10 protein-coding genes are annotated in these 14,658 nt (G+C 62.0%); 6 read left to right on the forward strand and 4 right to left on the reverse strand.

Features of this window, described 5'->3' with window-relative positions; translation table 11 throughout:
- From AC1D1B_RS26430 to AC1D1B_RS26445, 4 genes are all read left to right on the forward strand, one after another.
- A partial coding sequence (locus AC1D1B_RS26430) for an NADP-dependent oxidoreductase (protein WP_477335798.1) occupies positions 1–590 on the forward strand: 590 nt, incomplete at its 5' end.
- 528 nt (positions 591–1,118) lie between these two features.
- Positions 1,119–6,305 (forward strand): GAF domain-containing protein, encoded by a 5,187-nt coding sequence (locus AC1D1B_RS26435; RefSeq protein ID WP_477335800.1) that lies wholly within the window; start codon positions 1,119–1,121, stop codon positions 6,303–6,305.
- Positions 6,302–6,691, forward strand: coding sequence for a response regulator (locus AC1D1B_RS26440; RefSeq protein ID WP_095081778.1), 390 nt, complete (start codon positions 6,302–6,304; stop codon positions 6,689–6,691). Before AC1D1B_RS26435 ends, AC1D1B_RS26440 begins: the two co-directional genes overlap by 4 nt.
- Positions 6,688–7,941 carry an adenylate/guanylate cyclase domain-containing protein gene (locus AC1D1B_RS26445; RefSeq protein WP_477335802.1) on the forward strand — a complete coding sequence of 418 codons (1,254 nt, stop codon included), beginning with the start codon at positions 6,688–6,690 and terminating at the stop codon, positions 7,939–7,941. The genes AC1D1B_RS26440 and AC1D1B_RS26445 overlap by 4 nt, the downstream gene beginning before the upstream one ends.
- Before the next feature lie 155 nt (positions 7,942–8,096).
- Here the strand turns inward: AC1D1B_RS26445 and AC1D1B_RS26450 are convergent, their stop codons facing one another.
- Positions 8,097–9,413, reverse strand: a complete 1,317-nt coding sequence (locus AC1D1B_RS26450; RefSeq protein ID WP_477335804.1) for an integrase arm-type DNA-binding domain-containing protein — start codon at positions 9,411–9,413, stop codon at positions 8,097–8,099.
- 940 nt (positions 9,414–10,353) lie between these two features.
- Between AC1D1B_RS26450 and AC1D1B_RS26455 the strand changes: the two genes are divergently transcribed.
- Entirely contained in the window at positions 10,354–10,641 is a 288-nt protein-coding gene (locus tag AC1D1B_RS26455) for a hypothetical protein (protein WP_181058196.1), read from the forward strand.
- Positions 10,642–10,737: 96 nt separating this feature from the next.
- Here the strand turns inward: AC1D1B_RS26455 and AC1D1B_RS26460 are convergent, their stop codons facing one another.
- Positions 10,738–11,655, reverse strand: a complete 918-nt coding sequence (locus tag AC1D1B_RS26460; RefSeq protein ID WP_477335806.1) for an NADP-dependent oxidoreductase — start codon at positions 11,653–11,655, stop codon at positions 10,738–10,740.
- Positions 11,656–11,832: 177 nt separating this feature from the next.
- On the opposite strand from AC1D1B_RS26460, the gene AC1D1B_RS26465 reads away from it, so the two are divergent.
- Complete coding sequence (locus tag AC1D1B_RS26465; protein WP_477335808.1) at positions 11,833–12,480, forward strand: class I SAM-dependent methyltransferase; 648 nt, start codon at positions 11,833–11,835, stop codon at positions 12,478–12,480.
- Positions 12,481–12,523: 43 nt separating this feature from the next.
- Here the strand turns inward: AC1D1B_RS26465 and AC1D1B_RS26470 are convergent, their stop codons facing one another.
- Both AC1D1B_RS26470 and AC1D1B_RS26475 read right to left on the reverse strand, forming a co-directional pair.
- Entirely contained in the window at positions 12,524–13,510 is a 987-nt protein-coding gene (locus AC1D1B_RS26470; RefSeq protein ID WP_477335810.1) for a methyltransferase, read from the reverse strand.
- Between the two features lie 60 nt (positions 13,511–13,570).
- Positions 13,571–14,647, reverse strand: coding sequence for an ABC transporter ATP-binding protein (locus AC1D1B_RS26475; protein ID WP_477335812.1), 1,077 nt, complete (start codon positions 14,645–14,647; stop codon positions 13,571–13,573).
- Positions 14,648–14,658: the final 11 nt, after the last annotated feature.

A 14,658-nucleotide genomic window follows, 5' to 3' on the forward strand; every position in this document is an offset into this window, starting at 1 on the left:
ACCTAGCGCCGCTGCCGGGCGACGTCGACTTCACTGTAGGCGCCAGTTTGCCGATCTCGGGCCTGACTGCGTGGCAGGGTCTGTTCGATCATGGCCTTCTTCAGGCCGGGCGGAGTGTCCTTGCGCATGGCGCGGCCGGCGCAGTCGGGTCGATGGTGACGCAACTCGCACGAGAGGCCGGCGCCTACGTCATTGGCACCGGACGCGCTGCCGATCGTCAGAAGGCGCTCGACTTCGGCGCGAACGAGTTCGTCGACCTCGAGAACGACGCGCTGGAAGACGTCGGCGGCGTCGATCTGGTGTTCGATGTCATCGGCGGCGACATCCAGAAGCGGTCCGCGAGCCTGATACGAGCAGGAGGAACACTGGTGACCGTCGTCGGGCCGCCCGACGCGCGGCCCACCAATGGCCTGGCGGTCGACTTCGTTGTCGAGTCCGATCGTGCTCAACTAAGTGAGATCGTCCAGCGGGTGCGGGACGGCCGACTGCGGACGAACATCGGCAACATCTCGACCCTCGACGATGCCGTTTCAGCATTCAACCCGACCGAGCGACGCTCGGGGAAGACGATCATCCGCGTTCGTCCGTGAGGGCCTGGGGCCGGCGAGCGGTTCTGCCCTCATTAGATTCTGAACAGGCTTCCCATCCCCGCAATATTGGACGGCGAGCTGGCTTCTTCTTCTGGTAGAGAACGGCGTCATTCTGGCATGTGACCGGTTGATGGACCGCGCACCAGCGACGACACCGGGCTCAATCGAGCCGTTCGTTGTCCTGCCGCGAACGGCACCATCAGGAGAATGTCAGCTCTCTGCGCGGTTCGATCCAGGAACGACCTTACTGGCCTGCGATCTTGATGACTGAAAGGGGCCGGAAGCTGACCGACTGGTTTTAGGTCAAGGCGCGAAGAAGCGGACACTCGGCCTACGACCCCATCTCGGACGTATTCCCTATCTGCAATAGCTCCGAAAGCCGGCGCTCAGGTGCATCACCAAAGCGGCCGCTCTGCGTGACGAACGGACGTTGCAGGTCACCAAACTTGACGCTGGGCTGGCCAAAGCCGACACTGAGCAGAGAAAAACAGGAGCACCTCGGTGGGAGGGCCTGACTCCGACTCTGAGATGACGATCAGCTCGCTCCGATCCGAGTTGACAGCGGCGCGCGAAGAAAATCAGGTACGCACCGCGGAGGTCGCCAATCTCCTTGAACAGCAGACTGCGACGAGTGCGATCCTCAGGGTGATCGCCGCATCGCCGACCGACATCCAACCCGTCCTGCAGGTCGTGGCGGAGAGTGCTGCGCGCTTCTGCGACACCTACGACGCCGGCATTTTCCTAGCGCGAGACGGGACACTATTCCCCAAAGCGCACTACGGCCCCATCGCCTTCGACTTCGAACCGATGCCGGTCGCACGCGATTGGGTCTGCGGTCGCGCCTTCGCTGACTGCAAGACTGTGCATGTCAACGACATAGCGGTTGCAGGTGCGGAGTTTCCTGTCAGCCAAACACTTGCCGAAAGGCTTGGCCACCGCACGATGCTCGCAACACCTCTCATGCGTGACACCGAGGCGATCGGCGCGCTCGTCATCAGGCGCATCGAGGTCAAGCCTTTCAGCGAGAAGCAGATCAAGCTGCTCAAGATTTTCGCCGACCAAGCGGTCATCGCCATCGAGAACGTGCGCCTGTTCGACGAGGTGCAGGCGCGTACACGCGACCTCGGCGAGGCGTTGGAGCAGCAGACCGCGACCGCCGAGGTGCTCAAGGCAATCAGCCGGTCGGCCTTCGATCTCCAACCGGTACTGCAGACACTGGTCGACTCGGCAATACGCCTGGCCGGGGCGGACATGGGCGCAATCACGTTGCGCGTTGGCGACACGTTGCGGTTCATGGCAGGCGGCGGGCAGGCTGCTGAGCTGCATGCATACGAACGAGCCAATCCACATGTCGTGGGACGAGGGACGTTCCAGGGCCGCGCCGCGCTGGAGGGATTGACGATCCACGTGGCGGACGCGCTTGAAGACCCGGAATACGAAAGGCCGGAAGCGGCAATCATGGGCAGTTTCCGCGGAGTACTTTCTGTTCCGCTGAAGCGGGGTCAGGAGACCATCGGCGTATTCGGCATGGCGCGGCGGGCGATCGGGCTATTTTCACCGCGTCAAGTCGAACTGGTCGAGAGCTTCGCCGACCAGGCGGTGATCGCCATCGAGAATGTCCGCCTGTTCGACGAGGTGCAGGCGCGCAACCGTGAGGTGACGGAAGCGCTGGAACAGCAGACGGCGACGGCCGAAGTGTTGAAGACGATCAGCAGTTCGGCGTTCGATCTCGATTCCGTGCTGCATACGCTTGTGAAGTCCGCGTCCGACCTCTGTCATTCCGGGATGGGCTACATCTATCTGCGCCAGGGCGACGTGTTGCAGCCGACGGTACAGATCGGATGGAGCCAGGAATTCCAGGACCACATGAACAACCTCCCGGTCACGCCAGGCCGGGGCAGCATCGCCGCCCGCGTTGCCCAGAGCGGGTCGGTAGAGCAGATTGCCGACGTTCTCGACGATCCGGAGTATACCAACATCGAAGGCCAGCGGCTCGGCGGCTTCCGCACCCTGCTGGGCGTTCCGCTGATGCGTGACGGCGCCGTGACCGGCGTGTTCGTCCTCGCCCGCTCGTCGGTCTCGCCGTTCAGTACGCGCGAAATCGAACTGGTGCAGACATTTTCGGATCAGGCGGTCATCGCGATCGAGAACGTGCGGCTGTTCGAAGAGGTGGAGACCCGCAACCGCGACCTAGCCGAGTCGCTGGAACAGCAGATGGCGACCGGCGCGATACTGCAAGTGATCGCCGGGTCTCCTACGGACATTCAGCCTGTGCTGGACGCCGTCGCTGAAAGTGCCGCTCGGCTCTGCGACGCCTATGACGCAACGATCTATCTGCTGCGCTCCGACAGGCTGGCTGTGGGAGCGCATCACGGACCGATTCCGATTGACAGCGCTGGCTTGCCGGTCGCGCGCGACATCGTTACCGGCCGCGCCGTATTGGATCGGGTGCCGGTCCACGTTCACGACTTGACCATCGCTGGAGAGGAGTTTGCAACTGCCCGAATGATGGCTCAACGGCTTGGTTTTCGGGCGATTCTCGCCACTCCGCTGTTGCAGGAAGGAAAAGCAATCGGAGCGCTTATGATCCGGCGCATCGAGGCGCGGCCCTTTAGCGACAGCCAAATTGGCCTTCTCAAAACTTTCGCCAACCAGGCCGTCATCGCAATCGGCAATGTGCGGCTCTTCGAAGAGGTGCAGGCGCGCACCGCCGAGCTTGGCGAAGCATTACAGCAGCAGACGGCCACGGCCGATGTGCTGAAAGTCATCAGCCGATCCGCCTTCGACTTGCACCGTGTCCTGGAAACGCTGATCGATTCGGCCTGCAAGCTTTGCGGGTCGCACACGGGCGGAATCTACATGCTGGACAACGACGGCGACGCCTACAAACTCGCTGCCAACTACGGAATGAGACCAGAGCTTGTTGCCTACGAGGCTCGCCATGCCATCCGCGTAGGACGGGATTCTTACGTCGGACGCAGTGCATTGGAAAAAGCGGTGATCCACGTTCCTGATGTCGCCAAGGATCTCGAATACGGGTTCCCGGAACTACCAAGTCTCGGCGGCTTTAAGGCCGTCCTGTCCGTGCCGCTGATGCGCGAGGGCGTACCGATCGGCGTTTTCTCAATGGGCAAGCAGGAGCCAGGTCCCTATACACCTCGACAGGTCGATCTCGTCCAGACGTTCGCCGACCAGGCGGTGATCGCGATCGAGAACGTGCGCCTTTTCGACGAGGTCCAGGCGCGCACGGCAGAACTCGGCGACGCCCTGCAGCAGCAGACGGCCACCGCCGACGTGTTGAAGGTGATCAGCCGCTCGACGTTCGATTTGCAGACGGTGCTCGATACGCTCACGCAATCGGCCGCGCAGCTTTGCGAGGCGGATATGGCTGGCATCACTCGGCAGGAGCCGGAAGGCGCCTACTACGCCACCAACTACAATCTGCCTCCGGACTGGCTGGAGTACGTCAAGGACAAGCACTTTGTGCCCGGACGCGGCAGTGTGGTCGGGCGGGCATTGCTCGACCGCGGGATCGTGCATCTGGCTGACGTCCTGGCCGATCCCGAATACACCTTCCTGGAGTCCACGAGCGAGGTTTGGTTCCGGACCGTGCTGGGTGTGCCGTTGATGCGCGAGGGAAATCCGATCGGCGTACTCATACTGGCCCGCCAGAAAGTCCAACCTTTCACCGAGAAACAGATCGATCTGATCCAGACCTTCGCAGACCAGGCGGTCATAGCCATCGAGAATGCACGCCTGTTCGAAGAAGTGCAGGCGCGCACCGCGGAATTGAGCGAGTCGCTGCAGCAGCAGACGGCGACGGCCGACGTCCTGAAGGCGATCAGCCGCTCGACCTTCGACCTCCGGGCAGTGCTCGACGCACTGGCCGAATCGGTCACGCGGCTGTGCGAAGCGGACAACGCCTCGATCGTGCGTGAGACGGACGGCAAATTCGTCGAGGCCGCGAGTTACGGCTATCCGGCCGAGCTCGAGAAATATTTCAGCGGCTTTGTGCACATCCCGGGGCGCGGCACCGGGGTCGGTCGAGTCCTGCTCGAAGGCAAGGCCGTCCAGATTCCGGACGTGCTGGCAGACGCCGACTACACGCTGCGGGAAGGACAGCGGCTCGGCGGATACCGCACGGTGCTGGCCGTGCCGCTGCTGCGCGAGGGGCTTCCAATCGGCGTTTTCTCGCTCACCCGCTCGACGGTGCGGCCCTTCACCGAAAGGCAGATCGAACTCGTCGAAACCTTTGCCGACCAGGCGGTGATCGCCATCGAAAATGTCCGCCTGTTCGACGAAGTGCAGGCGCGGACGGCCGAACTCGGAGAGGCGCTGCAGCAACAGACGGCAACGGCGGATGTGCTGAAGGCGATCAGCCGCTCTACGTTCGACCTGCAGCCGGTTCTCGACACGCTGGCGGAATCAGCGGCCAAGCTGTGCGACGCGGACACGAGCGTCATCTTCAAGCGCGACGGCGATCTCTACCGGTGGTCGGCCGACTACGGCAATTTGCCTGAAGCCGCGGTTTTCGCCAAAGCCAATCCCTTCGCCGCCAGTCGCGACAGCGTCACCGGAAGGGTGGCCCTCGAAGCCCGCGCCGTCCACGTTTCGGACGTGCTCGCCGACCCGGACTACGGGGCAACGCAGCTTCAGAAGCTCGGCGGCTACCGGACCATTCTATGCGTTCCGATCTTGCGCGAAGGCGCGCCGGTAGGCGTGTTCGCGCTGACGCGGTCACAGGTGCGGGACTTCACGCCGAGGCAGATCGAACTCGTCGAGACGTTTGCCGACCAGTCCGGCATAGCGATCGAGAACGTCCGGCTGTTCGACGAGGTGCAGGCGCGCACACGCGAATTGTCACGCTCGCTCGAAGATCTGAGGACCGCGCAGGACCGCCTCGTGCAAACGGAGAAGCTCGCCTCACTCGGCCAGTTGACCGCCGGTATCGCCCACGAGATCAAGAACCCGCTCAACTTCGTCAACAACTTCTCAGCGCTCTCCGGCGAACTCATCGATGATTTGAGCAGTGTGCTGGCCGGGGCGCCTTTGGAGGCATCCGTGCGCGAAGAGGTCGCCGAGCTGACAGGCATGCTCAAGAGCAATCTCGACAAGGTGGTCCAGCACGGCAAGCGGGCCGATTCCATCGTCAGGAACATGCTGCTGCATTCGCGCGCGGGTTCAGGAGAGCATCGTCCGATCGACATCAATGCCGTCGTGGAGGAGAGCCTGAACCTTGCCTATCACGGGGCGCGCGCCGAAAAGCCAGGATTCAACATCACGCTGGCGCGGAATTTCGACCCGCAGGCGGGGGATGTCGATCTCTACCCGCAGGAGATCACGCGGGTGCTTCTCAACCTCATCTCCAACGGCTTTTATGCGACGGCCAAGCGGAGCGCCGCGGCGAATGGCGCGGGCTATGAGCCGACGCTCTCCGTCACCACCAGGAGTCTCGGCGACCGTGTCGAAATCAGGATCCGCGACAACGGCACCGGCATTCCGCCGGAGGTGAAGGAGAAGATGTTCAATCCATTCTTCACGACCAAGCCAGCCGGCGAGGGCACCGGGCTCGGGCTGTCGCTCAGCCACGACATCGTCGTCAAACAGCATGCCGGTACGATCGACGTCGACAGCCAGCCAGGCGAGTTCACCGAGTTCCGAATTGTGCTGCCGCGCGCTGAGGCCTCGCTCGCAAAATCGGGAGGTGAAGCATGAGCCTCCTCATCTTGGTCGTCGACGATGAGCCCGACGTCGAGCCGTTATTTCGCCAGCAGTTCCGCCGCGACATCCGAGCCAGCCGCTTCACCATGGAGTTCGCGCAATCGGCGGTCGATGCGTTGGAGCAGATCGACCACGCCGAAGGGGTGACACTGATCCTGGTGCTGTCCGACATCAACATGCCCGGCATGAGCGGGCTCGAGCTGCTGCCGAAGATCAAGGTGCTGCGGCCCGACGTCCCGGTCATCATGATCACCGCCTATGGCGACGCCGAAACCAAGAGCAAGGCGTTGGAAAACGGTGCCGAAGCGCTGCTGACCAAGCCGATCGACTTTTCGGCGCTCAGGCAACAGATCGAAACCCGGCTGGGAATGGTGGCGTGACGGCGCGCATCCTCGTGGTCGACGACGAGCCCGATCTTGAGGTCTTGATCGTCCAGAAGTTCCGGCGTCAGATCCGCGACGGCGCGGTCATTTTCCTGTTTGCCAGCGATGGTGTGGACGCCCTGTCCGTCATCGACGGCAACAGCGACATCGACATGGTGCTGTGCGACATCAACATGCCCCGTATGGACGGCCTGTCGCTGCTGGAAAAGCTGCAGCAGGCCGAGGGGCAGCAGCTTTCGACGGTCATCGTCTCCGCTTACGGCGACATGGCCAACATCCGCACGGCGATGAACCGCGGCGCCTTCGACTTCATCACTAAGCCGATCGACTTTGCCGACCTGGAGACCACGATCGCCAAGACCTTGAAGCATCGCGAGGTGCTGCACGAGGCGCATCGGCGGCAAGCGGTCGCGGAGCGCGCGCATGCATCGCTGTCGCGCTACTTCTCGCCCAATCTGGCCGAGCGGCTGGCCGGCGACGCCGAAGGGTTGGCGCTAGCCGGACAGTGGCGCGAGGTCGCCTCGCTGTTCACCGACATTACCAGCTTCACAACGCTGGTGGAAACGATCGACCCTGCCACGCTAGGCGCGCTCCTCAACGACTATTTGGCCGGCATGACCGACGTCGTTTTCGCGCATGAAGGCACCGTCGCCAAGATCGTCGGCGATGCGCTGCATGTGCTGTTCGGCGCGCCTGGCGAGCAGCAGGACCATGCGGCGCGCGCGGTTGCCTGCGCGCTCGAGCTCGACGCGCTGTCGCAATCGTTCCGCGATAGCTGGCGCGACAAGGGCGTCACGGTCGGTACGACCCGCATCGGCGTCCATGCAGGTCCGGCGCTGGTCGGAAATTTCGGCGGAGGCCGCTTCTTCGACTACACGGCCTATGGCGACACCATCAATATCGCGGCGCGGCTGGAAAGCGCCAACAAGCAGCTGGGCACGCGTATCTGCGTCAGCGGGAGCGCGGCTGCAAGGGTCGACGGCTTCCGTGGACGGCCGGTCGGCGATCTGATGCTGCGCGGCAGGGCCGAGGCGCTGCGCGCGTTCGAGCCTTTGTCGTCAAAGCAGTATGATGATCCTTCGACGGCGAGCTATCTCGAAGCCTTCGGCAGATTGGAGGCCGGCGATGCAAACGCGCTTACGGCCTTCGCCGCGCAGATTGGCAAATGTCCGGACGACCAGCTCGCCAGCTTCCATCTCAAGCGGCTGCTTAACGGCGCCAAGGGAACGCGGATCAGCCTCGACTGATCTTTGTGCCTGCCGCGACCGCGACCGTCAAGCCTCGTCGCCGGCAATGTCTGCTTTCACGAGGTGGCAAAGGTGCCCTCAACGGCCGACAAGCGGCGCAAAGCGGCCGTTAGCCCCGGACAAGGTCCGGTGCAATGCGGAATGTCTCGGCGCAGCTAGTCGTCTTCGCTCATCAGTTCAGAATGCAGGCGTCTGCTTGGCAATGCCGGCCAGGCAGAAGCACTATCCTTCGATTCTCTCTGTCTCGAACGCCCGGCTTCGAGCATCCGACGTGAGATAGCTTCCTGCTGCTGGCGCAGGTGGTCGCTCAGCAGCTTGTTGCGTGTGATGTAGCCAGCATTAACGCCCGGGATCGAGTGGTTCATCAGAAGATGAACGTCCAGCTCTGCAACGCCTGCAGCCTGGGCGATTGTCCGGAAAGTCTGCCGCAGGTCATTCCCCCATTTCGACAGATCGCTGCGTTTCTCCTTGTGCTCGATAATGTGACCACTTTCGCTATCGGCTGGGAACAGCCATTCACGCGATTGCTTGGCGTAGAGAGCCCGACCAATGCGCATCACCCGAACCAGACAGCGGATCATGGCTCTCGAAAGCGGTATGTCGAACGCCTTGACCTCGCCGCCCTTCGGCTTGGGTATGTGCAGGACTCGAGCGCGAAAATTGACATGCTCGACCCGCGCCTTCCTGATCGCTTCAGGGCGATGGCCTGAGAGCAGCATGAACAAATGGAGCTCCCGCCGAACAGGGTTCTTCAAGGCGGCGAGTTGGGCGAACCACTCCTCCAGATCTGAAAGCCCGAGCGCGGTATTGCGCCGATATTCGGCATTCCAGTCTATGGCTGAGACCGGGTTGTCCGCCGGAAGTGTGCGGGCGGCCTTGCGGGCATGATTGTAGACGGCGCGCAGCGTTCGCATGCAGCCATTGGCTATATAGGCGCCGTTCGCTTTCGTGAGATTCTCATGTCGCGCCGTGACCAGAGAGGGATCGCTGCCGAGCTTGGAAAGCCGCTCGTCAAGCCAATCGGCCAATAGCCGCTCGACGTGATCACGATAGTTGTTGATCGTCCCATCGCTGCGACCTTTGTTCTTCATATGCCCGTCACGGTAGCGTTTCCAGGCGGTGCGCAGCGTGGGGTTCGTGATCGACGGCAGATCAACCGCTTCAGCATCGCTGGTCCGCTTGCGCGTCGACGCGCGAGGGTCAACACCGTTGGCGATCTTGCCGAGAATGTCCTTGGCCTTCGCCCGTGCCACACGCGTTGTGAGTTCTCCAACTTCGGCAACCTTCATCCGGACGGACAGACGCTTGCCCGCCTTCATTCGATCACCCTGGACGACGAACGTTTTTTTCCGTTTGCCCACGAGCACCATGAAGCCCGGCAGATCGGTGTCCCGAGCAAAATATTGGCCCGAAGACGCCGGCTGGAGGCTTGCGACGGCGCGGTCTGTAAGGGGGATTCTGAGGTCTGTCATGAAATTAGTACGGGATTAGTACGGGGATTGCGCCATGTTCAATCTGTTGGTTTGTCTACGCCATCATAGCCGCGTAGTACGAAAAACACAACAACTTGAGCATGTTAGAACGAGTGAAAACGTACAACGACCTGCATTGGGAAACAATAGGAAAGGCCGTCTGACAAATTCCTAATCTGTAGGTCACAGGTTCGATTCCTGTCGGGATCACCACTCAGTCACTGGCAGTATTGTCTATGGTGACTGGCTCGAAATTCGGCCGACATTTCCGCAGGTTAGGCTACGCTCCCCTTAAACTGTCGGGCTCATACGCCCAGTCAGTCTCTGTTTCCGCCCAATTTTCAAGGCCGGTCTCTCTGACCGGTTTCCGTGCCCTATTGTTTTCGTGACGGATACAGAGAGATTGCCGACGTGACCCGCTTCTGGAGAGCGGGAAGTGACCAGGCGGTGATTAAGACGGACTGCTGCTGGTTCCAATCAACCGGCAGATCGGCGAGCCGAGCGAGCCGCCGAGCGGTTAGGCTGACAGGTTGATTGCCCGCCAAGATGTCATCCACGATCGCCGGAGACAGGAAGGCTAGTGGCAATGCCTTGCTGAGGTCAGAGCGATGGATGCCGGTAACTTTCGAGAGTTCAGAAATGTTTCGAGCCGAGCCATTTGTGAGCGCCGACAACACATACGGAACAGCGATAAGCGGATCGGACGCCGAGCAGCAAGGCGTGCTCTGCCGAAAAGTCTAGCGTCTAGACATGATCCGTGGGGTCCCTAGCCAATTTCCGCCTTCCGCGCTCCACGTTATTGCAAGACGTTCAAATTTGAGCTTCCGTACTCATGCTTTGTCGAGAGTATCTCCTGTAGTCACTTAGACCTTCTGCGCCGCAAGGTTCTGCCATTCTGAGTGGCCGTCGGCGACGAATGACGACGAAATAGGAGAACGCAATGACTCGCAATCACGTTGAACGTCTTGATGAGTTCAGGGAGATCCTGGTCGCGACTCGACGCGAAGGAGTCCGCAACGTGCACCATACTCGCGACGCAATGCGGGCGAGTGGCTTTCAGATCGGGGACAGCGACGGCTCCAGCTACGGAGCCGAGCTGAAGGCGCTCCAAGAGGAAATCGAGGCAGTCGATCGCGCTATCGAAGACGAGAAGCGGCTGGCCTTGGCCCTCGAGAGCGCCGCTCAATCCCGACGACCGACCAAACCGAGAATCGTGAAGGGATCATAGATTCAGATACGGCCCTTGGCGCCCGTCGATCGCCTGCGGCAGCCGGCCGATCCGGATAGCGCCGGCTGGGCGCGTGCATCGATAGGCGCGTGTTGCTCACGGACGAACGCGGATGATCGTCTTCCCCGAGCGTCGCTCGGTCGGGTTGAAGGCGGAAACGGCATAGTCGAGGGTCGAGATGTTGCCGATGTTCGTCCGCAGTCGTCCATCCCGCACCCGCTGGATGATCTCACGCAGTTGAGCACGGTCGGACTCGACAACGAAGTCGACCGCCAGGCCATTGGCGGGCTGCGCCTCGGGCGGCCCGACGACGGTCACTAGTGTTCCTCCGGCTCGAATAAGGCTTGCGGACCGCTTCTGGATATCGCCGCCGATGACATCGAACACCAGATCGACGCCGCCGACGTCTTCCAGGGCGTCGTTCTCGAGGTCGACGAACTCGTTCGCGCCGAACTCGAGCGCCTTCTGACGRTCGGCAGCGCGTCCGGTGCCAATGACGTAGGCGCCGGCCTCTCGTGCGAGTTGCGTCACCATCGACCCGACTGCGCCGGCCGCGCCATGCGCAAGGACACTCCGCCCGGCCTGAAGAAGGCCATGATCGAACAGACCCTGCCACGCAGTCAGGCCCGAGATCGGCAAACTGGCGCCTACAGTGAAGTCGACGTCGCCCGGCAGCGGCGCTAGGTTACGGGCCTCGACGGCCACATACTCCGCCAGTGTGCCGTTGCGATACCAATCGGTGAGACCGAACACCCGCTGGCCCACCGACAGTCCCGTCGTGCCGTAGCCGAGGGCGGTGACCAYTCCGGCCAGCTCGTGCCCGGGGATCGATGGCGTTCGGTCTCGGTCGACGCGATCAGTCCAGGTCGAGGGCCACGTCAGCTCAGTCGGGACGAATCCCGACGCATGAACCTGAACGACGACGTCGTTTATAGCCGCTTGTGGCTCGGGTCGTTCCGCCAGCTTCATCCCGGCCGTCCCCGCGGCCTGGTCCGTTACTACGATTGCCTTCATCGGAATTGTCTCCTCCGTCATTTGTCACGTGGCGATGGCCGGTAGATACGTCCGGCTCTGGTCATGAAACAGGACCAAGATTGGCGGGAATGATGGTACCGTTGCGCCGCCAGTATCCAAGATCATAGCTCGGCCGGAACGACAATCACGGGTACACTCAAGGGGCTTCTGACAGGAATGGATTTCGATTGGCAGGGCATCAACGCTGCAGCTTCGTTTACCGAGCGCGACTACGTGACGAACAAGCTCTCGACGTGGATGCCCATTCTTGAACCGCTGCGCGACACGCCCCTTTCGATTCTGGAAATTGGCTCCATGGAGGGCCGCTCCGCCCTCTTCTTTGCCAGCTATTTGCGAAAGGCCGTCATCACCTGCATCGATGCTTTCCACAAACGGGAAAAGCGGTTCGACAACAATCTGCGGCGATACGCCGATCGGATCACGAAGATTCGAGACTTTTCGCTTCCGGCGCTGATCAGACTACGCCAGGCCGGAGCGGAATTTGACCTGGTCTATATCGATGGCTGTCACGAGCGCGAAAGCGTCTTGATGGATAGCGTCCTGGCATGGGGGATGCTCAATGTTGGCGGCATGCTCATTTGGGATGACTACACCGATTACAAGGACGACAAGGCAAATTGGGAGCGTCCAACTTCCGCCGTCGATGGCTTCCTGGTCGCTTACACGCAAGAGTTCCAAGAGATCTCGCGCACCAAACAGCTCATAGTAAAGAAGACTGCCGATACCCCGCGCTGCCCGGTAAGGGGAAAAATCGGCTCACGCCGCCTCAGGACCTTTATGCAATCCATCCAGGGCTGGCTCTAGAGCCTCGGAGAGCCTTCGCCCGAAACCAGCCATTCCGCCACGATCAGCCCGTGAGGCGCCCACGAAACAGCGCGGTGCCGTCCGCGAGGCGCGACCTGGAGATATCCCGGAATCCAGCCTCGGCCATCCACGCCCGATACTGACCTTCCGTGTACGATTCGCCTGCGCGGTAGAGGTTCAGGAAGGTGAGATTGAGGAAGACACCCTCAGACGGGCCGAGGCGGTCATCATCGACGACACCCCACCCCGCAATTGCGATCTCGCCTCCAGGTGTGAGGCAACGCGCCGCGTTCAGGATCGAACTGCGCGCCTGGGCCGGCGGAAGGACCTGGACGACGGCTTTCAGGATCGCCAGGTCGTGCCGGCCGATCGATGGCGCGACAGTTATGTCGCCTTCTTCGACAACCACGTCGTCGGCACCGTATTCTGACAGGATGGCTGGCGCGACCGCTGCGACCGTCGGGAGTTCCATCAGCGTCGCCGCAATATGCGGCCACCGCTCGCGAAGGCCGACCAGAATGGTCCCGGCGCCGCCGCCGATGTCGATCACCGAACCGATCGCCTGGAGGTCCAACTCACGGGCCAGATTTCGGCCGAAAATCACCCCGCCCGGTGCGAGCATGCGGCTGAAGGCCGCCGCGGACTCGAGGCCCGCTTCGGAAAAGTCGTGCAGCGCAGCCGGCCGGTTCTGTCGCAGCGACTCTGCGGTCAACAGGTCGGCTCCCCAGAGCTCGCGCAGCAGCGCATGGTCGCCGCCGCGATAGGTCGGCTTGGACGCGTCGAGGAAGGCCGCCGCTTCGGCTCCGTTGCGAAATTGACCATCCTTGACGTCGAGGAGACCGATGCTGGCGAGCGCGTAGAGCAGCCGCGACAGACGATCGGGGTCGGCTTTGAGCGCGGTCCCAAGGCTGTCAGCCGTCATCGCATCGCCACCGAGCCGGGTGAAGATGCCAAGGTCCAGCCCGGCACGAAGCGCCAGGGCCGGGGGCACCCCTTTGATCAGCTTGTCGATCCGCTCAGAACCCACCATGTCACATCCCGTTTCGCGATCCGGGAGCGACTTTGAAACAGCTCGGCCAACCTCGTCAAATCAGTTTACCAGCGCCCGTCCAGTCTCGGCGTCGAACAGGTTCAGCTTGGCGGTATCGGGTTCGACGTAGAGCGTATCTCCCGGACGGGCACTGATCCTTTCGCGAAACACGGCGACCGCCGGCACGCCGGCGATCGTCAGATGGACCTGGGTTTCGGAGCCTGTCGGCTCGACCACGTCGATCGATGCGGCAATGCCCTTGCCGGAGGCAGAGATGCTGAGATGTTCCGGCCGGAAGCCGTAGCGGACCTGCTTTCCCTCCGCTGCGCCGAACCCCGAGGCGACAGGCAAAAGCGTGCCGTCACGCGCCCGCACCACCGGCGCGGCATCGTTGCGCGCCACAACGCCGTCGATGATGTTCATCGACGGCGAGCCGATAAAAGTCGCGACGAACAGATTGGCCGGATGGTCGTAGAGTTCGAGCGGACTGCCGATCTGTTCCACGCGCCCATCATTCAGCACGACGATCTGGTCGGCCATGGTCATGGCCTCGACCTGGTCGTGCGTGACATAAACAGTGGTGGTGCGCAGGCGCTGATGCAGCGCCTTGATCTCGGCGCGCATGGCCACGCGCAATTTGGCATCCAGGTTCGACAGCGGTTCGTCAAACAGGAACACCTGCGGGTTGCGCACGATGGAGCGGCCCATGGCGACGCGCTGGCGCTGGCCACCAGACAATTGCCTGGGATAACGATCGAGCAGCGGCGTCAGGCCAAGGATTTCCGCGGCTTTCGCCACCCGCTCGTCTTTTTCCGCTTTCGGCGCTTTGGCGAGCGTCATCGAGAACGCCATGTTCTCGGCGACCGTCATATGCGGGTAGAGCGCATAATTCTGGAACACCATGGAGATGTCGCGCTTCTTCGGCGGCAGGTCGTTGACGACCTTGTCGCCGATGCTGATCGTGCCGCCGGAAATGTCCTCCAGCCCGGCGATCATGCGCAGCAGCGTGGACTTGCCGCAGCCAGATGGCCCCACCAGTACCACGAACTGGCCGTCAGGAATCGTGACGGAGACGCCGTGCAGCACTGCGTGCCCGGCGTAGGATTTCAGCACATTGGCGATTTCGACTGAAGCCATGGGGATTTTTC

The organism is Mesorhizobium sp. P2_C5_2, assembly GCF_056404535.1.

Excerpts from the sequence above, each read along its gene's own strand:
- AC1D1B_RS26435 (WP_477335800.1), top strand. The coding sequence starts at position 1,119 with ATGACGATCAGCTCGCTCCGATCCGAGTTGACAGCGGCGCGCGAAGAA.
- AC1D1B_RS26440 (WP_095081778.1), top strand. The coding sequence starts at position 6,302 with ATGAGCCTCCTCATCTTGGTCGTCGACGATGAGCCCGACGTCGAGCCG.
- AC1D1B_RS26450 (WP_477335804.1), bottom strand. The coding sequence starts at position 9,413 with ATGACAGACCTCAGAATCCCCCTTACAGACCGCGCCGTCGCAAGCCTC.
- AC1D1B_RS26455 (WP_181058196.1), top strand. The coding sequence starts at position 10,354 with ATGACTCGCAATCACGTTGAACGTCTTGATGAGTTCAGGGAGATCCTG.
- AC1D1B_RS26465 (WP_477335808.1), top strand. The coding sequence starts at position 11,833 with ATGGATTTCGATTGGCAGGGCATCAACGCTGCAGCTTCGTTTACCGAG.
- AC1D1B_RS26470 (WP_477335810.1), bottom strand. The coding sequence starts at position 13,510 with ATGGTGGGTTCTGAGCGGATCGACAAGCTGATCAAAGGGGTGCCCCCG.
- AC1D1B_RS26475 (WP_477335812.1), bottom strand. The coding sequence starts at position 14,647 with ATGGCTTCAGTCGAAATCGCCAATGTGCTGAAATCCTACGCCGGGCAC.